At 40.1% G+C, this 18,427-nt stretch carries 21 protein-coding genes and 1 pseudogene; 7 read left to right on the forward strand and 15 right to left on the reverse strand.

Translation table 11 applies throughout. The features are described from left to right. Positions 1 to 42: 42 nt before the first annotated feature. The 3 genes from ES017_RS13295 to hflC all read left to right on the forward strand — a co-directional run bounded on the left by ES017_RS13295 (position 43) and on the right by hflC (position 2,924). Complete coding sequence (locus ES017_RS13295; protein ID WP_042534616.1) at positions 43 to 729, forward strand: hypothetical protein; 687 nt, start codon at positions 43 to 45, stop codon at positions 727 to 729. Between the two features lie 300 nt (positions 730 to 1,029). Next, positions 1,030 to 1,995: an FtsH protease activity modulator HflK gene (gene hflK / locus ES017_RS13300; protein WP_171335206.1), complete on the forward strand. Its 966-nt coding sequence runs from the start codon at positions 1,030 to 1,032 to the stop codon at positions 1,993 to 1,995. Further along, complete coding sequence (gene hflC, locus ES017_RS13305) at positions 1,992 to 2,924, forward strand: protease modulator HflC (protein ID WP_042534624.1); 933 nt, start codon at positions 1,992 to 1,994, stop codon at positions 2,922 to 2,924. The genes hflK and hflC overlap by 4 nt, the downstream gene beginning before the upstream one ends. A 4-nt stretch (positions 2,925 to 2,928) precedes the next feature. Here hflC and ES017_RS13310 read toward each other — a convergent pair whose 3' ends face one another. Further along, on the reverse strand, positions 2,929 to 3,381 hold the full coding sequence (locus ES017_RS13310) for a methylated-DNA--[protein]-cysteine S-methyltransferase (RefSeq protein WP_171335207.1): 453 nt from the start codon (positions 3,379 to 3,381) through the stop codon (positions 2,929 to 2,931). 101 nt (positions 3,382 to 3,482) lie between these two features. Between ES017_RS13310 and ES017_RS13315 the strand changes: the two genes are divergently transcribed. After that, positions 3,483 to 3,734 carry a YhdB family protein gene (locus ES017_RS13315; RefSeq protein WP_021095484.1) on the forward strand — a complete coding sequence of 84 codons (252 nt, stop codon included), beginning with the start codon at positions 3,483 to 3,485 and terminating at the stop codon, positions 3,732 to 3,734. Positions 3,735 to 3,761: 27 nt separating this feature from the next. Here ES017_RS13315 and ES017_RS13320 read toward each other — a convergent pair whose 3' ends face one another. Continuing rightward, positions 3,762 to 5,501, reverse strand: a complete 1,740-nt coding sequence (locus tag ES017_RS13320; RefSeq protein WP_171335208.1) for a phospho-sugar mutase — start codon at positions 5,499 to 5,501, stop codon at positions 3,762 to 3,764. A 372-nt stretch (positions 5,502 to 5,873) separates the two neighbouring features. Next, a complete protein-coding gene (locus ES017_RS13325; RefSeq protein WP_081977310.1) occupies positions 5,874 to 6,275 on the reverse strand; it encodes a CBS domain-containing protein in 402 nt (133 codons plus the stop codon). A 157-nt stretch (positions 6,276 to 6,432) separates the two neighbouring features. Between ES017_RS13325 and ES017_RS13330 the strand changes: the two genes are divergently transcribed. Together ES017_RS13330 and ES017_RS13335 are read left to right on the forward strand one after the other, a co-directional pair. Further along, positions 6,433 to 6,861: a disulfide formation protein C gene (locus ES017_RS13330; protein WP_021095481.1), complete on the forward strand. Its 429-nt coding sequence runs from the start codon at positions 6,433 to 6,435 to the stop codon at positions 6,859 to 6,861. Next, the gene (locus ES017_RS13335) at positions 6,858 to 7,322 is read left to right on the forward strand and encodes a thioredoxin family protein (RefSeq protein ID WP_019417092.1); all 465 of its coding nucleotides are present in this window, start codon (positions 6,858 to 6,860) and stop codon (positions 7,320 to 7,322) included. Before ES017_RS13330 ends, ES017_RS13335 begins: the two co-directional genes overlap by 4 nt. 23 nt (positions 7,323 to 7,345) lie before the next feature. On the opposite strand, the gene ES017_RS13340 is transcribed toward ES017_RS13335, so the two are convergent. Further along, on the reverse strand, positions 7,346 to 7,735 hold the full coding sequence (locus tag ES017_RS13340) for a DUF5365 family protein (RefSeq protein ID WP_021095480.1): 390 nt from the start codon (positions 7,733 to 7,735) through the stop codon (positions 7,346 to 7,348). A 105-nt stretch (positions 7,736 to 7,840) separates the two neighbouring features. Between ES017_RS13340 and ES017_RS13345 the strand changes: the two are divergent. Further along, positions 7,841 to 8,751: pseudogene (locus tag ES017_RS13345) on the forward strand (RluA family pseudouridine synthase). Here ES017_RS13345 and ES017_RS13350 read toward each other — a convergent pair. From ES017_RS13350 to ES017_RS13400, 11 genes are all read right to left on the reverse strand, one after another. Beyond that, entirely contained in the window at positions 8,746 to 10,083 is a 1,338-nt protein-coding gene (locus ES017_RS13350; RefSeq protein ID WP_171335210.1) for a hemolysin family protein, read from the reverse strand. The pseudogene ES017_RS13345 and the gene ES017_RS13350 sit on opposite strands and share 6 nt — an antisense overlap. A 46-nt stretch (positions 10,084 to 10,129) precedes the next feature. Then, positions 10,130 to 10,816 (reverse strand): zinc metallopeptidase, encoded by a 687-nt coding sequence (locus tag ES017_RS13355; protein ID WP_021095477.1) that lies wholly within the window; start codon positions 10,814 to 10,816, stop codon positions 10,130 to 10,132. 152 nt (positions 10,817 to 10,968) lie between these two features. Beyond that, positions 10,969 to 12,102: an MBL fold metallo-hydrolase gene (locus ES017_RS13360; protein ID WP_021095476.1), complete on the reverse strand. Its 1,134-nt coding sequence runs from the start codon at positions 12,100 to 12,102 to the stop codon at positions 10,969 to 10,971. Positions 12,103 to 12,154: 52 nt separating this feature from the next. Further along, positions 12,155 to 12,388 (reverse strand): glutaredoxin family protein, encoded by a 234-nt coding sequence (locus tag ES017_RS13365; RefSeq protein ID WP_021095475.1) that lies wholly within the window; start codon positions 12,386 to 12,388, stop codon positions 12,155 to 12,157. 82 nt (positions 12,389 to 12,470) lie between these two features. Further along, positions 12,471 to 13,247, reverse strand: coding sequence for a sulfite exporter TauE/SafE family protein (locus ES017_RS13370; RefSeq protein WP_021095474.1), 777 nt, complete (start codon positions 13,245 to 13,247; stop codon positions 12,471 to 12,473). A gap of 48 nt (positions 13,248 to 13,295) precedes the next feature. After that, positions 13,296 to 13,523 carry a sulfurtransferase TusA family protein gene (locus ES017_RS13375; RefSeq protein WP_009362054.1) on the reverse strand — a complete coding sequence of 76 codons (228 nt, stop codon included), beginning with the start codon at positions 13,521 to 13,523 and terminating at the stop codon, positions 13,296 to 13,298. 11 nt (positions 13,524 to 13,534) lie between these two features. Continuing rightward, positions 13,535 to 13,930 (reverse strand): DsrE/DsrF/DrsH-like family protein, encoded by a 396-nt coding sequence (locus ES017_RS13380; protein WP_009362055.1) that lies wholly within the window; start codon positions 13,928 to 13,930, stop codon positions 13,535 to 13,537. Further along, positions 13,927 to 14,502 (reverse strand): sulfurtransferase TusA family protein, encoded by a 576-nt coding sequence (locus ES017_RS13385; protein ID WP_021095473.1) that lies wholly within the window; start codon positions 14,500 to 14,502, stop codon positions 13,927 to 13,929. The genes ES017_RS13380 and ES017_RS13385 overlap by 4 nt, the downstream gene beginning before the upstream one ends. A gap of 11 nt (positions 14,503 to 14,513) precedes the next feature. Continuing rightward, a complete protein-coding gene (locus ES017_RS13390) occupies positions 14,514 to 14,813 on the reverse strand; it encodes a rhodanese-like domain-containing protein (protein WP_021095472.1) in 300 nt (99 codons plus the stop codon). Between the two features lie 144 nt (positions 14,814 to 14,957). Then, positions 14,958 to 16,118 (reverse strand): sporulation protein YhbH, encoded by a 1,161-nt coding sequence (gene yhbH, locus ES017_RS13395; protein WP_042534636.1) that lies wholly within the window; start codon positions 16,116 to 16,118, stop codon positions 14,958 to 14,960. 220 nt (positions 16,119 to 16,338) lie between these two features. Then, complete coding sequence (locus tag ES017_RS13400; RefSeq protein WP_042534638.1) at positions 16,339 to 18,234, reverse strand: PrkA family serine protein kinase; 1,896 nt, start codon at positions 18,232 to 18,234, stop codon at positions 16,339 to 16,341. Between the last annotated feature and the right edge of the window lie 193 nt (positions 18,235 to 18,427).

Raw genomic sequence — 18,427 nt, forward strand, 5'->3', positions numbered from 1 at the left:
GATAGCGTAAGAAGTCAATTTTCTATTATATGGAGGTACATAATGAAAAAGATTTTATTATCACTTTTTTTATTATTCACTTTATCAAGTCTAGCTCCAATCAACAGCCAAGTTTATGCAGAAGAAAATAGTGATGTTAGAAAATTTGTTGAATTAAAGGATAGTGATGTATTCACTTCTATGACTGATGAAGAATTAGATAAGATTAGGAATTCTAATGAAGACTATCATGTCGAGTTAACATATGAACAAGCTGTTGAGAGAACAGCCGAAATAACTGGAAAATCAGTCGAACAGGTTATGAAAGAAAATCCAAATGTTGAAACCGAATTTATCGATAAAAAGCATGTAATGAAAATCGCTAGTTCAACATGTACTTGGCATGAAACTTCAACTACCCACAAAGTTTACAGCTATAATGCCAAATTAATTGTTATAGTAAAAGCGTGCAGGAATGGCTCTTTTGGGTGGGTAGATGTTAATACTAAACCGATGTTACAGGAATTTCAAGCAGGAAGCAAGTATTTCCAAGGAACAATACAGGTCGATTTAGAGCCAACTGGTTATTATTACGTTGTAAATGGAAGTTTTTACAATAATACTACCGTAACCCATACTGGAACAACGGGTGCTAACACAATTTGGACAGCTACATACACTGTAAGCACAACATCTAATTACTACGGTTCATTATATACAGGTGTTCAGTGGAAAGCTGTCATCTATTAAATACAATGCAACTTGTGGTTTTGTTTTAGATGGCATTATTTTCTCTGCTTATCAGCGTGCTAGTTTGTCTGGTGATAAGAACGAGGCATAGATCTCAGAAATCTTTATATTACAACCTATATAAGGCTAACCTAAATTTTTAGGTTGGCCTTATTTTAATGGCAATTATCAAATCAAAGTATCTGTCTCAAATATTTTTTTAACTGTCTGAATTCAATGAACACATCAGTAGCTTTTTTAATGAAACTTTTTTCTGTTTTTTCCGTACATACATATAAATAACAAGAAAGGTGGGTTTATATGGAAAAGCGTTCCTTTATCGGCATCATCATCGGTACCATTTTAGGCATTTTTCTTCTCGTTATTGCCTTAACGTCATGGTACACCGTTGATGAGTCGGAACAAGCCATTATTTTAACATTTGGGAAAATTGATGAGGAAGTGACAACACCAGGACTACATTTTAAACTCCCTTGGCCGATTCAAACGGTCGAAACGTTATCGCGAGAAACGTTTAGTTTACAATTCGGGTACAAAGAAGAAAACGGAAAAGTCGTCGCCTCAAATCAAGGGGATACAAAAATGATTACAGGCGATGAAAATATTGTGCTCGCCGATATGGTCGTCCAATGGAAAATTACCGATCCTGCGAAATTTCTTTATCGTTCATACGAGCCGGAACAAATTTTATACAATGCGACATCTGCCTCCTTGCGCAGCGTCATCGGTAGTTCGAAAATCGACGATGCCTTAACGTCAGGGAAGGCAAAAATCGAAGCGGATGTGCGCGAATCGCTCACAGCATTAATGAAAAAATACGATATCGGCATTTCTATTTTAGCTGTGAAGTTACAAGATGTTGATTTGCCAAATGATGAAGTGCGCAAAGCATTTACAAACGTCACAGATGCACGCGAAACGATGAACACGAAAATTAACGAAGCAAATAAATACCGAAATAAACGAACGAAAGAAGCCGAAGGAGAAAAAGACGCATTAATTTCCCAAGCGGAAGCTGATAAAGTGGCACGCATTGAAAAAGCATATGGAGATGTCGCCAAATTTAACGCTTTATATGAAGAATATAAAAACGCAAAAGACATTACAAAGCAACGACTAATGATCGAAACGCTTGAACAAGTGTTGCCATACACGCGCATTTACATTATGAATGACGATGGGAATACGCTAAAATATTTGCCAATTCAACCGATCGAAAAACAAACGACAGAGAAAAAGACGGAGAAAGGAAGTGGTAACGAATGACAAACTTCCAAGACGATCAAAACATCATTCACTTTAAAGATAAACTTCCAACGAAATGGTTTCGTTTTATCATCGGTGGCGTCATTGGACTTGTTTTACTTGTTATCGCCTTAACAAACGTATATATCGTTCATGAAAACGAGTATAAAGTTGTCCGCCAATTTGGTGAAATTGTTCGCATCGATCAAACGCCGGGATTACGTTTTAAAATTCCGTTTATTCAAACCGTCACAACACTGCCGAAAGCACAAATTTTTTACGACGTAGCCGAAGCAGAAATTAATACAAAAGATAAAAAGCGAATTCTCGTCAACCATTACGCCATTTGGGAAATTACAAATCCGAAAGAAATGATTCAAAATGCTCGCACATTAGAAAATGCAGAATCAAAAATGGATGAATTTATTTTCTCCATTGTCCGCACCGAGCTTGGACGGTTAAATTACGATGAAATTATTAACGATGAAAAGTCATCGCGCGGCAGTTTAAACGATGAAGTAACAGCGAAAGTAAACGAGCTGTTACAACAAGACCGTTACGGCATTCGCGTCGTTGATGTGCGCATGAAGCGCATTGACTTACCGGAAGAAAACGAACAGTCTGTTTACAAACGAATGATTTCAGAGCGCGAATCAAAAGCACAAGAATATTTGTCAATGGGAGATGCCCAAAAGCAGCGCATTATCGCCCAAACAGACCGCGAAGTAAAAGAAATGCTCGCCAAAGCACAAGCGGATGCTGAACGTATTCGCGCAGCAGGTGAACAAGAAGCGGCGCGCATTTATAACGAAACTTTTGCAAAAGATCCAGAATTTTATTCGTTTTACCGTACGCTTGAATCATACAAAACGACGATCGGCGAAGATACGGTCGTTATTTTACCAGCCAATTCACCGTACGCCAAATGGCTGCTCGGTCAAACGCGCTGAATTTTCAGCGCGTTTCGTGCTCAAGTAACCATTTTTTTCGCTCTATTCCCCACGCATATCCACCAAGTCCACCGCCAGTACGGATCACGCGATGACAAGGAATGACAATCGTTATTGGGTTGCTGCCGACAGCATTCCCAACTGCTCGCACTGCCTTCGGACGTCCAATTTCTTTTGCAATATGAGCATACGAAACCGTTTGTCCGTAAGGAATCGTTTGCAACGCTTCCCACACGCGAACTTGAAACGGTGTACCTATGAGCTTTAGTGGAATCGAAAACGATGTCCGTTTCTTTTGAAAGTACTGTTCAAGCTCCTCTATCCATGGCATAAAGCTAGTTGGAATATTTCGCCCTCCACATTGTTCCACAACATCTATGCGCTCTATGCTTTCATCTGTTCCAATGATTTGTAACCAACCAATTGGCGATTCATAATATGCGATGTGCTTCTCCATGACCAACTCTCCTCTGCCAAATCGCACAACATTTACAGCGAAAAAAAACGGCCATTTTTTCATAAACTACATATAGCTCCTCACGATAAGGAGGGTTTGCGTTGCATACAGCTGATTACGATAAAGCGCTTTATTATACGTACCGATCGGAATGGGATCATTTACTCATTCTTATGGTGCGCACAAAAGACGATTTACTTTCAAAAAAAATTGAACAGTTTCTTCATGCATATAATTTCGAAAAAGATTACACTGTCGTTCAAAAGCGGCTAAATGCATTGTTACGTTACATCGATCATGCGTTAGATGTGTATGAACAAGAGCCAACAATGACAATGCAATATGATTATTAAAGTCCTTCAAAAACAACTGATAAGGCATTACGCCTTATCAGTTGTTAACATATATACCCGCTCCATGACGGCTGTTTCTAATTGCTCTAGTTGTTGTTTTGCTTCCGTCAACGTTCGCCCTTTCACTCCAAAATAAAATTTCATTTTCGGCTCTGTGCCAGATGGACGCGCGCAAAACCAAGATCCATCTTCAAGTACATATTTTAATACGTTCGACTTCGGTAAATGAATCGTTTCTTTTTTTCCTGTATCCACATACACTCGTTCGCTCGCTTTATAGTCTTCGCGAATAACGACACGTTGCTTTCCGACAACTGTTGGCGGCTCATGACGGAACGTCGCTAATAACGCCTCAATTCGCTCCGCTCCTTCTTTTCCTTTTAATGTAAGTGAACGTAATCCTTCTTGATAATATCCATATTGCTCAAACAATTGCATAAGCGCTTCATATAAAGATACGCCTTGTTTTTTATAAAACGCGCACACTTCAACAGCTAAAACGGCGGCTTGAATCGCATCTTTATCACGCGCAAAATCGCCGATTAAATAGCCGTAACTTTCTTCGTAGCCGAACTGGAATACGTACTCCCCTGTTTGTTCATATTGTTTAATTTTTTCACCGATAAACTTAAATCCTGTTAACGTATCCATCGTTTTTATATTGAACGACTCAGCAATAGCACGACCAAATTCAGACGTTACGATCGTTTTAAATACAATCCCGTTTGGCGGCAATATCCCTTTTTCTTTCTTTTGTGAAAGAATGTAATGAAGCAATAATCCACCTGTTTGATTGCCCGTTAAAACGACGTATTCCCCTTTTTCATTTTTTACCGCAATCCCTAAACGATCGGCATCAGGATCTGTTGCAATTAACAAGTCCGCATCCACTTGTTTTCCAAGCTGAATCGCTAATTCAAACGCGGCATGTTCTTCTGGGTTCGGTGATTTTACCGTTGAAAAGTTCGGATCAGGTTGCTCTTGTTCTTTTACTACAAACACATGTTTATAACCAAATTCCTTCAATCCTCGTTGAACGAGCTTATTTGCTGTGCCGTGAAGCGGTGTAAATACAACTTTTACATCGACTTCATGAGCCAGTTGTGGGGAAAGAGAAATCGTCTTTAATTTTTGTATGTATGCCTCATCAATCTCCGCTCCGATGATTTGAATGAGCCCTTTTTCTTTTAATACGTCTTCTTGCTCAATCTGAAGCTCCCATTCATTTTCAATCGCATCGACGTGCTCAATGACGACATCGGCGATATGTGGCGGCAACTGTGCCCCATCTTCCCCATATACTTTATACCCGTTATACTCCGGTGGATTGTGGCTTGCGGTAATGACAATACCCGAAAAGGCACGTAAATGACGTACGGCAAATGAAAGTTCTGGCGTCGGGCGAAGCTCATCAAACACGTACGTTTGAATCCCATAGGTCGCAAGCGTCTTGGCGGCTTCCATCGCAAACTGTTGCGATTTATGGCGCGAGTCGTATGCGATGACCACCCCTCGTTTTTTTGCTTCCTCACCGAACGACGCAATGTATCGAGCGAGTCCTGCCGATGCTTTTCGCACCGTATATATGTTCATTCGATTCGTCCCTGGTCCAATTTCCCCGCGCATGCCCCCTGTGCCGAACTCTAACGTCTTATAAAAGCAGTCTTCTAACAGTTTTTCATCTTGCTCTAGTTGTTGCAAATGAGCACGTAGCTCTTCATCTAACTGCGCTTCTTTCCAACGTTCATATATTATTTTCCAAGTCACGTTTATCCCTCCATATCGTTGCTCATTGTAACTTATTCTCGCTTTTTTATGCAAATTCCTTTTTTAATACGAAAAGCGCAAAGCGCCCCAATTTCGCCTAAAGGCAGCCCGCATCCTGCGGGCAACGGCGAAATGTCGCCATCCTTGGCTCCGCGAAGAGCGCACAAGCCCCACCGAGGAGAGCTCGAACCAAGCGGGCGCTTGGTTCTGCGTGTGCAACATCACCGAAGCATCTCAATGTGTCGCCGCCGAAAGAAGGGGCGGAGCGACTCGAGCCGATGGCGCTTGGAGCTAGACAGCTCCCTAAATCCGAAATTTTATACTTTAATTAATTATAAAAAGGAGCTCCTCATAAAGAAGCCCCTTTCTTGTTTAATGATATGAAGGTTCGGAAATCTCGGATAACGCTTGTTCTGCCGCTTCATCGTATGCTTGGTTTGTGGCGATATCACCTAAAGCAACAATGCCACAAAGCGCATTATTTTGTACGATTGGCAAGCGGCGAATTTGGTTTTTGGCCATTACTTTCGCTGCTTCATCAACGCTCATGTTTGGCGCACCTGTGACGACATCACTTGTCATCACTTGTGAAACAGGTGTCGAAGGGGTTAATCCTTGCGCCGTCGTACGAAGAGCAATGTCACGGTCAGTAATGATCCCTTTTACTTTTCCATTTTCAACAACAGGAATAGCGCCAACATTATGTTCATTCATTAATTGTGCTGCCTCTTGAACAGATTGATCTGGTGTGACCGTTGCTACTTGGCGCGTCATAATCGATTCAACTGTATGATTCAATATGATCCTCCCCTTTCGCTTTTTATTGTGCACGTTCGCTTGTTCATTATGTAAGTAAAATATCGTCGCAATTTACATCATTTCTTTCGATGTACTATAATGAACAAAGAGTAAAAAATAAGAAGGTGGAATTATGGCGCAGAGAGAAAATCATTTGTTAGCCGCTTGGATCGTTGCATTCATCGCTACACTCGGTAGCCTTTATTTTTCCGAGGTGCTGAAGTTCATCCCATGTGAACTTTGTTGGTATCAGCGCATTTTTATGTATCCGCAAGTATTTTTGCTTGGCATGGCTTTTGTGCGCAAAGAATTTAACATCGCTCGTTATACGCTTATGCTATCTGTTATCGGTGGCACGATTTCTTCTTATCATTATCTCATTCAAAAAGTGACATTTTTCCGAAATACTGCTCCATCATGCGGTATTGTACCGTGTACAGGCGATTATTTAAACTGGCTCGGGTTTATCACGATTCCCTTTTTAGCACTTGTTGCTTTTATTTTTATTAGCGTCATCAGCTATCGTCTTATAAAAATGGAGAAAGAAGGGAATATTCGATGAAAAAATTACTTATTTTCGGCGGTATCATTATCGTTTTATTTGGCGCACTCGCTTGGATTACATCATATACGCAAAAACAAAAAGCGGAAGGAAATCCGTTCGGGAAGGAAGAACTACATCCAGCTACGATCGACCTTCTTGACGACCCGAATTATCAAAACATTATTTTGCCTGACGAATTAAGAGAAGCATTAAACAATAAAGAAACGATGACCGTTTACTTTTACAGCTCAACGTGTGAATTTTGTAAAAAAACAACGCCAATCGTTGTGCCATTAGCGAAAGAAATGGGTATCGACTTAAAGCAATTTAACCTCCTTGAATTTGAAGAAGGATGGGATGAATATCACATTGAAGCGACACCAACAATTGTCCGCTTTAAAAATGGAAAAGAAGTCGCACGTATTGAAGGATATTATGAAGAAGACGTATTTCGAAAATGGTTTGAACAAACAAAATAAAAGCCTTCGTTGTGAAGGCTTTTTTACATCACCCAAGAATGAGCAGGTTTCATATATATGCTTACGTAATGATCTTTTTCATGTGAAAAATGTTCAGGTGTAAGTGGGAAGCTTATTCCGTGTCGCGCTAATTGCTCCACATTGCGTTGAAACAAATGATTGTAGTAAGAAACGCCATGGAACGAAGCAAATTCAATAATCGCTTGCAACGATTGTAATGCAGAAATAATCTCAAACGCCTCTTTTAACGTTCCATCGTATGTGGAAGATTGAAACTGTAATATACCGAGCGATTGAAATGTTTCAATTTCATGATCTGTGAAATATTTTGGAAAAATACATGTATAAAATTGCTCAATGAGCGATTGAATATATTGCTTTTGCTCTTCCGTAGCAACATAGACGGTTTTCAATTGACCTCACCTTTTTCCATTTCATTTCCTAATCTATAACGAAATTGTAACATATCAACGCACTTTATGGTGTTGGTAATTTATTGTATAGAAAGAGTGAGACGAATGAATGTACAAAAAAAAGGAAATTGGCTGATGTTTGAAGCGCCATCATCATGGATTGGCCTATCGCTTGAACAAGCATTTCAAACAAAATGGTTCGTTCCTAAAAAAATGTTGCATGAATGGCGAATGACAAAAGGAGTGACAGTAAATAAGAAGATCGTTCCTTTACACACAATCATTTCACCAAATGATCATATTGGGATACATATAAAAGACGAAACGATTGAACCGATTCCAACATACTTCCCGCTTCATATTGTATTTGAAGACGATCATGTGCTTGTCGTTAACAAACCCGCACATATGGACGTCCATCCGACGCAGCCAAACCAAACAAATACGTTAGCAAATGCAGTCGCCTTTCACTTTCAATGTGAAGGAATTTATAGCAAAGTTCGGCATATTCATCGCCTTGATCGCGATACGAGCGGCGTCATTTTATTTGCTAAACATGCGCTTGCTGGCGCTGTACTCGATAAATATTTAGCGGAACGAACAATTCATCGCACATACGTTGCGCTTGTTCATGGATATGTGAAACAAAAAAAGGGACGATTGACGCTCCAATCGGTCGCGATCGTCATCATCCAACGAGACGTCGCGTATCGAAAACAGGAGATACGGCGATCACGCACTATGAACGTCTCCAATATGACAAACAAAAAAATGTGTCGCTCGTTCGCTTGACGCTTGATACAGGAAAAACGCATCAAATTCGCGTCCATATGAGCTATATCGGACATCCATTAGTTGGGGATACGTTATATAGGGGAAAACCGTGGATCGATCGACAAGCGTTACACGCAATCTCACTTTCTTTTCCACATCCGTTTACAAACGAGCCGATCACCTGTTCTTCCCTACCTGATGAAACGATTTTCGGCAATATAAAAAGAGGCGCGTTCCTATAACGCAGCCTCTTCGTTCATGTCCGTCACTACATCTACTGCTCGAGGGCGACGTGTCACTTCAATTTTTTTTACATGATGACCGTCTAATTGAATGACTGTAAACGTATAATCACCACAATCAATTTGCTCTCCTGGGCGAATGTTGTAACGTTCTGTTAACATCCATCCCCCGATTGTATCAACGTCTGTATCATCGATTTCTAAGCCGAATAAATCATTAATTTCACTAATAAGCACTTTTCCATCCACAATTGTTCGATTTTCATCAATCGTTTGAACAAGCGGAGTTTCATCTGTATCAAACTCATCCCGAATTTCCCCGACAATTTCTTCTAAAATATCTTCAACCGTTACTAAACCGGATGTCCCGCCGTACTCATCAACTAAAATTGCCATATGAATGCGCTCTTTTTGCATTTTCACAAGTAAATCTTGAATAGGAATCGTTTCAATAACTTGAATAATCGGGCGTATATATTCACGAAGTTCCCTTCGCTCTTGACAGTTTACAACAAGATCCGTAAACAACTCTTTGACATTTATTAATCCGAGAATATGATCTTTATCGCCATCAATAACAGGGTAACGTGTATATTTTTCTTCACGGATTGTTTGCAATACATGTTCCATCGAATCATTGACATCTAACGCAACAATTTCTTTGCGCGGAACCATAATTTCTTTTGCGACACGATCGTCAAAACGGAAAATGTTATTCACATACTTATATTCCGTATGATTAATTTCTCCGTTTTTATAACTGGCCGACAGCAGAAGACGCAACTCTTCCTCAGAATGGGCCAATTCTTGTTCATTAGATAGCTGAAAACCAAATAAACGAACGACGAAACGCGCAGACCCATTTAACAACCAAATAAACGGATACATGACGCGATAAAATAACATAAGTGGGCGCGCTGCCCATAACGTAATCGTTTCGACCTTTTGAATCGCAATCGTCTTCGGTGCTAATTCACCAACAACGACATGAATAAACGTAATCGCCGCAAATGCGACAAGAAAAGAAGCGCCGTGGGCAAATGATGGCGGGACATGAAATTCGTCAAAAAGCGGACGAAGCGCTCGTTCTACCGTCGGTTCTCCGAGCCAACCAAGACCGAGCGAAGTCATGGTGATCCCAAGTTGATTTGCAGATAAATACTCATCTAAATGAGTGATGACATGCTTTGCTGCCACCGCTTTTTTGTTACCTTCTTCAATCAGTTGATCAATGCGCGATGGGCGCACTTTTACAATGGCAAATTCCGAAGCGACAAAAAAACCGGTAAGCGCAATAAGAAAAACGATCATCCATAAACTAAATATGTCCAACGAACGTCCGCACGCATACATGCGTGCGGATGCCACCTCCTATTTATTAATCTTCATTACTTCCTTGCACAAAAATAAGTACATACTTGATTAATTCTAACACCGAAATAAGCGCTGCAGCAACATACGTTAATGCCGCGGCATTTAATACTTTATTTACCCCACGTTCTTCTTCATTGCGAATAATGCCTTCTGCGATCATAAAATCTTTTGCACGTGAACTTGCGTTAAACTCAACCGGCAATGTAATGACTTGAAACGCTACAGCAAACGAGAACAAAATAATCCCTAAACCAATTAACGAAAACTGTTGCAATAAAAACCCGCCAAGAAGAAGGAATGGAGCCATTCCAGATGTCAAATTCACAATTGGGAACATACGATGGCGCAAAACGAGCGCACCATATGCTTGTTGATGTTGCACCGCATGACCCACTTCATGGGCAGCTACCGACACCGCTGCAATCGAGCGGCCATAGTAAACCGGCTCTGATAAACGAACGGCCCGAGCAATTGGATCGTAATGATCCGTCAACGTACCTGGGACAAGCTCTACTGGCACATCGTATAGTCCGTTGCGATCTAAAATGAGACGCGCCACTTCTGCTCCCGTTAAACCAGAGGAAGCAGGTACATCTGACCATTTGCTAAAGTTTCCTCTCACTTTAAATTGCGCCCAAATCGACACGGCGAAAGCGATTAAAATGAGGAAATCCATTGGGTGAAAAAACATAATATCATCCCTCCGTTATTTTATATTTTAATGGAAAATAGCCGAAAATGAAAGAGAGTACCTCTACATACGTTATATACGACTATTGTGTCCAAAAAGTTTCACAAAATCGAAAAAAACCTCGCAAATCGCGAGGCTAAATAAAATTGTTTTTAGTGTGTATGATGAACAGCGCAACGGTTCGGACCAATTTCAAGTTCTTGTTGTTGCTCTGGCGTTGCATCTTTCACACCACGATTGATGGCAATAATGTCTTCAAAGTTCGGTGGTGTTTCTGAAGAAGCGGATTGCGCCACATGTTCAACGAACTCCTCTTCCGTTTTCCCTTGCATGATTTCGTTCATTTGGCGAATGTTTCCTAACGTATTTCCGATATATCCTTGTTCATTCACTTCTTGATCAAAGTTTGCATAGTGAGCAGGAAGGACGATAACATCATCAGCAATTTGTGCTACTTTGTTATACACTGTGTCGTATAAATCTTTTGCCCACTCGCGCGCTTTTCCGCCAAGATCTGGTCGACCAAGACCGCTTACGAAAATCGTATCGCCAGAGAACAACAATTTATTGTTTACGAAAAATGATACACTACCTGGGGTATGACCTGGCGTTTTAATTGCTAATACTTCTAAGCTTACTTTTTCAAATTCGATGCGATCATGATTTTCTAACGGCTCAAATTCAAAGACCGCACCTTCACTCTTCATTAAATAATATTTTGCTCCTGTTTGTTTTGCTAATTCATATCCGCCAGAAATGTGATCGGCATGTAAATGAGAGTCAACGATATGTGTAATCGTTACGTTTTCTTTTTGCGCCACTTCTTTATATACATCAATAAATCGAGATGGATCAACGATAAGCGCCTCTTTGCCTGATACGACCATGTAAGAAAGGCACCCTTTACCGACACGAATAAATTGATATACTTTCATATTTTCATCTTCGTACACAACAACTGGATATAAATATTCACTCCATGCTTTCATGCCGCCTTTTAAATAAAATACTTCTAAACCTTTTTCAGCAAGCATGTCAGCGACCATCATGGAAGATCCTTCTTTTGCGCAAACGACGACAATTTTTTTATCTTTCGGTAAGCGTTCTAACACAGGCTCAACGCCATCAATTAATTCAAAATAAGGAACGTTTAAATATTCAATGTGCTCCCCTTCAATTTTCCAATCTGCAAAATCTGATTCATTGCGAACATCGAATAAGAAAAACGGTTCTTTATGAACAATCATCTCATTGATTTGTTGTGCTGTTAACGCATGTACTGTCATTTCATATCCACCTCTCCTTATACCTCATAGGGTATTTATATAGGTAAAAAAATTATTGTTGTAACAATTGCATAATTCGTTGTGGATCAAATCCAACGACCCAACGTCCATTAATTTCTGTTTGTGGCACGCCCATTTGTCCAGTCGAGCGAACAACGTAATTAACAGCTTCAGGGTGATGATGTAAGTTTACTTCTTTAAACGGAATACCTCGTTCAGCTAAAAAGTTTTTTAGCAATGTACAATACGGACATGTCGTTGTTGTATATACTGTTACTTGTTTCATATTACCATTCCTCCTTTATGTTCCGATATTTTATATACCCCTATGAGTATTATAACATAAAGGATGAATTTTTCAACATCTTTTACAAAATGTCCACCCAAATTTTAATAGCTGTTGCCACGATAAGTGCAGCTAAAATAAACTGCAATAGTTTTGTATTGACCTTTTTACCAACGTTTGCTCCGATCGGAGAAGCAATTAAACTTGCAACAACCATAATAAACGCAGTCCAAAAATCAAATTGACCAGTCGTCAGTTTTCCTACGGTTGCCCCAATTGATGAAATAAACGTAATAGCTAATGATGTAGCAATCGTCATACGCGTTGGAATTTTTAGTACGACGAGCATAATTGGTACAAGAATAAATGCACCAGCGGCTCCAACAATTCCAGCGCTCACTCCGACAATAAATGCTAATGCAGCAGCGAGCCACTTATTAAATGTCACTTGATCGAGTGGAATGTTATCAATTTCTTTTTTCGGAACGAACATCAAAATGGCCGCAATTGTTGCCAACACTGCATAAACGATATTAATGCCGCCTTCACTCATTAATTTTGAACCATAACCACCAATGAAACTACCGAGTAAAATGCTCGTTCCCATGTAAATAATTAACGTTTTGTTTAAATATCCACCTTTCCGGTACGCCCAAACGCCCCCAATAGTAGCAAACAATACTTGAATGGCGCTAATTCCGGATACTTCATGGGCGCTAAATGCAGCGTAGCCAAGCAACGGTGGAATGTAGAGCAACATCGGATACTTAATGATCGATCCGCCAATTCCAACCATTCCCGAAATAAACGAACCGATAAATCCAATGAGAAAAATCGTCACAATAAAGCCGATGTCCATGCTAGTTCACTCCTTGTATGAAGCATCGGGACATACGCCCGATGCTTCTCACGCTTTACGAATCCAAAATTTTAATACGTCGCCTTCTTCGGCCATGTCAATCATTTCATGACCCGCTGATTTTGCCCATGCGGACAAATCGTTTTTAGCTCCTTTATCCGTCACATGAATTTCTAATACTTGACCTGATTGTAATGTATCCATTCCTTTTTTTGTACGAACGATTGGCATTGGACACGCCAATCCTTTTGCATCAACGACAAGATCTGCTTTCATGCTTTTCCTCCTTAGAACGTTAACGTAATGTCAGCATCTTTTGCAAAATCGAGGAATGTGACAGCTCCACCAACATCGATGCCATCTACAAAATGTTCTTTTGTTAATCCCATGACATCCATTGTCATTTGACAAGCGATAAATTTCACACCCATTTCTTGAGCCATGCTTACAAGCTCAGGGATCGATGGAACGTTCGCTTGAGCAAATCCTTGTTGAATTTGTTCTTTTCCTTCTGGAAGTGGCAATTGCTTATACGCTTCTTTATGAATTAAATTTAATCCTTCGAATGTAAAGAAAATCGCTACTTCTGCTTCTGTTGCTGCCGCTGCTGTCGCAATGTTAAATACTTTGTATGCATCGAATAATCCACCATTTGCTGCAATAATTGCTACACGTTTGTTCATTGTTCATTTCCTCCTTTAATCATTGTTCCTTTCCATTCTGTCATACCCGGAATGACGTTAAATACATGTGTGAATCCTTTTTCGGCTAATTGTTGCGCAGCGAGATCGCTACGATTGCCTGTTCGACAAATGACGTAAATCGTCTCATCTTTATTTAATTCATTCATTCGTTCGGACAGCTGTCCGAGCGGAATATGATACGCTCCTGGAATATGTCCAAACACATATTCCGCTTCTTCGCGTACGTCTAAAATAAATACTTGTTCATTGTTTTCTACTTTCTTTTGCAATTCGTCTAACGCGACAACGTGAGGATATTTCGTTTCCTCTTTGCTTTCTGTCGGATTCGCTTTACGAAGATAATGTTTGAGTACATCCCCTTCTTCAATCGTGCCGATATATTGATGCCCTGTGTTTTTTGCCCAGCCTTGAATATCGGCAAGCGATCCTTTGTCCGTTGCTTGCACTTCCAGCACTTGGCCAGGTTGTAGCTGTTCCATTGCCTTTTTCGTGCGAACGATCGGCATTGGACAAGATAGCCCACGCGCATCAACGACAAGATCTACATTCATTCGATTCCCTCCTATCGTTCGATCTCACCTGTCCACTCAAGCATACCACCCGTCATATTCACGACTTGGTATCCGTAGCTTTCTAACAACTGACAAGCCATACCACTTCGATTTCCTGAGCGACAAACGAGAATATGCTCCTCATTTTTATCAAATTCATTCATTCGCTCAAGCAATTGACCGAGCGGAATGTGGCGTGCGCCTGGAATTTTCCCATGCGCCACTTCTTCATATTCGCGCACGTCAATAATGCTAAGTGCACGCCCCTCTTTTAATTGTTGCTCTAGTTCTTGTGGGGAGATATGTTTCATTTTCCTCACCTCTCTATACTCATAAGGGTATATTTCGTCGTAAAAAAATAAGTTATTACCATTACCTCTATGAGTATATTACAAAACCCCCACCCGTTTGTCAACTGTTTTTTCGCAAAAAAAAACCTTGTATCACACAAGGGTTTAAACAAGCGTTTTCTGTTCTTCTTTTCGGAAAAAGTTTCTCATCGCCTGCAACACATCCGATTTTTGTTTTAAAATGTAATAGCGAAATTTTTCATCTTTAATATGTTTGTACGCTGACATGAGCGTAGAATGACGATTGTACTGATTCACTTCCCCGTATCCAAACATATTCGATACTTTCATTAACTCTTGCACAAGTTTGACACAGCGAGCGTTATCAGACGTTAAATTATCGCCATCGGAAAAATGGAACGGATAAATATTATATTTTGTCGGGGAGTATTTTGTTTCAATCACTTCTAGCGCTTTGCGATACGCTGATGAACAAATGGTTCCACCGCTTTCTCCTTTTGTGAAAAATTCTTCTTCTGTTACGATTTTTGCTTCGGTATGATGAGCGATAAAAACAATATCGACTGTTTCATATTTCGTGCGCAAAAATCTTGTCATCCAAAAGAAGAAACTTCTAGCCATATACTTTTCCCATACGCCCATCGATCCGCTCGTATCCATCATCGCAATGACAACTGCTTTTGAATCTGGCTTGATGACTTCATTCCACGTTTTAAATTTTAAATCTTCTGGATAAATTGGATAAAAGCTTGGATTACCGCTTAATGCATTTCGTTTAAACGCAGCCATCATCGTTTTTTTCTTATCAATATTTCCCATTAATCCTGTTCGACGAATATCATTAAATTCGATATGTTGAACAACGTGATCTGCGTGTTGCTTTTTCTTTAAATCTGGAAGTTCCAATTGACTAAACAAAGCTTCTTCTAATTCCATTAAAGACACTTCTGCTTCATAATAGTCTTGCCCTGCTATATCACCTGCTCCTTGACCTTTTCCTGGTCCTTTTTGACCGTCGCCAGAACCGTCGCGCGCAATCACATCGCCAACTTGACTGTCCCCATCGCCTTGGCCGACATGTTTATTTTTGTCATAGTTATAACGAATTTTATATTCATCTAACGAACGAATCGGTATTTTTATGACATCGCGACCATTTGACATAATAATGCTTTCTTCTGTAATTAAGTCGCCAAGATTATTTTTAATCGCTTCTTTCACCTTTTCTTCGTGCCGTTTTTGATCATCGTGGCCTTTTCGATGGAGGGACCAATCTTCTTTTGACACAACGAAGTTTCTACTCATTTTTTTCCCCTCCTACATGTAAAATAATGATGCACACTTTCCCTTTTCCTCGCATACAATATGTTGGCTTTGAAAAATAATGAATGAATGGTTGGTTACTTTATCCTATGCAGCGAACGAAAAAAATTGACAAATGATTTCGAAAATTGCTCTAATCCTTTTTCATTGGACAAGCCTGTTTTCTAAGATGATAAAACAAAGCATGCCAAGTGCGGCATGCTTATCTGTTTAATAAACTTCCGACATAACGAAGCAACTCATTTGCCGAAGTGGAATTGTAACCGTACTCGTCAATTAAACGAGCGACAACTTCATTAATTTTCTTTAGTTGTTGTTCATCCGGTGTTTTCGTTGATGTCGTAATTTTGACGATGTCTTTTAAATCGGCAAATAGCTTTTTCTGAATCGCTTCGCGTAACCGTTCATGTGAATTATAATCAAAGCGCTGACCTTTGCGCGCATATGCCGAAATGCGAATTAAAATTTCTTCACGGAACGCCTTTTTCGCATTTTCTGAAATGCCGATTTGTTCTTCAATCGATCGCATTAACTTTTCATCTGGATTCATTTCTTCTCCCGTTAACGGATCGCGAATTTTCGCTTTGTTGCAGTATGCTTCCACATTATCTAAATAATTGTCCATCAACGTTTTCGCCGATTCTTCATACGAATAAACAAACGCTTTTTGCACTTCACGCTTTGCAATTTCGTCGTATTCTTTTCGCGCAATCGAAATGAAGTTTAAATAACGTTCCCGATCTTCTTTTGAAATAGACGGGTGATGCTCTAATCCTTCCTTCAATGCCCGTAATACATCTAGCGCATTAATGGACGGCACTTCTTTCCGAATAATACAAGACGAAATGCGATTAATGACATAGCGTGGATCAATGCCGCTCATTCCTTCATCCGGATATTCTTTTTTCAATTCCTCTACATCGACTTCATTAAATCCTTCGACAAGCTCACCGTCATACAAGCGCATTTTTTTCACAAGGTCAATATCGCCACGTTTCGGCTCTTTCAAACGCGTTAAAATCGTAAACATCGCGGCTACCCGAAGCGTATGCGGTGCAATATGCACGTCCGCCACATCGCTTTCACGAATCATTTTTTCATAAATGCGTTCTTCTTCTGACACTTTTAAGTTATATGGAATTGGCATAACGATAATGCGCGAATGAAGCGCCTCGTTCTTTTTATTCGCAATAAATGAACGATACTCTGTTTCGTTCGTGTGAGCAACAATCAATTCATCGGCACTAATAAGCGCAAAACGTCCTGCTTTAAAGTTTCCTTCTTGCGTTAAAGAAAGCAAATGCCATAAAAACTTTTCATCGCACTTTAACATTTCTTGAAATTCCATAATGCCGCGATTTGCTTTGTTTAACTCCCCATCAAAGCGATATGCGCGCGGATCCGATTCTGACCCATATTGAGCAATCGTAGAAAAATCAATGCTGCCCGTTAAATCAGCAATGTCTTGCGACTTCGGATCGGATGGGCTAAACGTCCCAATTCCAACGCGCTTATCTTCTGAGAAAAAGATGCGTTCGACCATCACATCTTCAATGCGCCCACCATATTCTTTTTCAAGCCGCATCATATTTAATGGCGACAAATTTCCTTCGATACGAATACCGTACTCTTTATAAAACTCATCGCGCAAGTTGTGCGGAATTAAATGAAGCGGATCTTCATGCATCGGACATCCTTTAATGGCATATACGGCGCCACGATCCGTATATGAATACGCCTCAAGCCCTCGCTTTAACATCGTCACAAGCGTTGATTTTCCGCCGCTTACCGGTCCCATTAACAACAAAATGCGCTTTCGAACATCTAAACGTTTAGCAGCTGGATGAAAATATTCTTCCACAAGCCGCTCTAACGCTTCCTCAAGTCCAAACAATTGCCCGCTAAAAAAGTTGTATTTTTTCTTTCCGTCTATTTCTTCTACCCCGGCATCTTTAATCATATTGTAAACGCGAGAATGAGCAGACTGAGCTACCCACGGCTTTTCTTTTACGATTTCCAAGTACTCCGCAAATGTCCCTTCCCACTTTAATTTTTGTTCTTCTTCTCTATATTTTTGTATTTTTTTTAAAATGTCCATACACGGACCTCCTCCACCTTTGATGTCTAGCGTCATGATTAATACCATATGTATGCAAGGATGTCCGTAATCATTCGTGAAAGTATGACTTTCATCCCTCTATACAATTAAGCTATAATGAAAGCGTGGACATTTTATTGTCACTTCATAAGGGAGGAGATTTCATATGAAAACACTTCTTGTTCTTGGCGTC

It is taken from the genome of Anoxybacillus sp. EFIL (genome assembly GCF_013096955.1).
GTDB lineage: Bacteria > Bacillota > Bacilli > Bacillales > Anoxybacillaceae > Anoxybacillus > Anoxybacillus ayderensis.

What these genes read in the sequence shown, in the direction of transcription:
- ES017_RS13295 (WP_042534616.1), top strand. Translation starts at nt 43, where the DNA reads ATGAAAAAGATTTTATTATCACTTTTTTTATTATTCACTTTATCAAGT.
- hflK (WP_171335206.1), top strand. Translation starts at nt 1,030, where the DNA reads ATGGAAAAGCGTTCCTTTATCGGCATCATCATCGGTACCATTTTAGGC.
- hflC (WP_042534624.1), top strand. Translation starts at nt 1,992, where the DNA reads ATGACAAACTTCCAAGACGATCAAAACATCATTCACTTTAAAGATAAA.
- ES017_RS13310 (WP_171335207.1), bottom strand. Translation starts at nt 3,381, where the DNA reads ATGGAGAAGCACATCGCATATTATGAATCGCCAATTGGTTGGTTACAA.
- ES017_RS13325 (WP_081977310.1), bottom strand. Translation starts at nt 6,275, where the DNA reads ATGACGCGCCAAGTAGCAACGGTCACACCAGATCAATCTGTTCAAGAG.
- ES017_RS13330 (WP_021095481.1), top strand. Translation starts at nt 6,433, where the DNA reads ATGGCGCAGAGAGAAAATCATTTGTTAGCCGCTTGGATCGTTGCATTC.
- ES017_RS13335 (WP_019417092.1), top strand. Translation starts at nt 6,858, where the DNA reads ATGAAAAAATTACTTATTTTCGGCGGTATCATTATCGTTTTATTTGGC.
- ES017_RS13355 (WP_021095477.1), bottom strand. Translation starts at nt 10,816, where the DNA reads ATGTTTTTTCACCCAATGGATTTCCTCATTTTAATCGCTTTCGCCGTG.
- ES017_RS13360 (WP_021095476.1), bottom strand. Translation starts at nt 12,102, where the DNA reads ATGACAGTACATGCGTTAACAGCACAACAAATCAATGAGATGATTGTT.
- ES017_RS13365 (WP_021095475.1), bottom strand. Translation starts at nt 12,388, where the DNA reads ATGAAACAAGTAACAGTATATACAACAACGACATGTCCGTATTGTACA.
- ES017_RS13370 (WP_021095474.1), bottom strand. Translation starts at nt 13,247, where the DNA reads ATGGACATCGGCTTTATTGTGACGATTTTTCTCATTGGATTTATCGGT.
- ES017_RS13375 (WP_009362054.1), bottom strand. Translation starts at nt 13,523, where the DNA reads ATGAAAGCAGATCTTGTCGTTGATGCAAAAGGATTGGCGTGTCCAATG.
- ES017_RS13380 (WP_009362055.1), bottom strand. Translation starts at nt 13,930, where the DNA reads ATGAACAAACGTGTAGCAATTATTGCAGCAAATGGTGGATTATTCGAT.
- ES017_RS13385 (WP_021095473.1), bottom strand. Translation starts at nt 14,502, where the DNA reads ATGAATGTAGATCTTGTCGTTGATGCGCGTGGGCTATCTTGTCCAATG.
- ES017_RS13390 (WP_021095472.1), bottom strand. Translation starts at nt 14,813, where the DNA reads ATGAAACATATCTCCCCACAAGAACTAGAGCAACAATTAAAAGAGGGG.
- yhbH (WP_042534636.1), bottom strand. Translation starts at nt 16,118, where the DNA reads ATGAGTAGAAACTTCGTTGTGTCAAAAGAAGATTGGTCCCTCCATCGA.
- ES017_RS13400 (WP_042534638.1), bottom strand. Translation starts at nt 18,234, where the DNA reads ATGGACATTTTAAAAAAAATACAAAAATATAGAGAAGAAGAACAAAAA.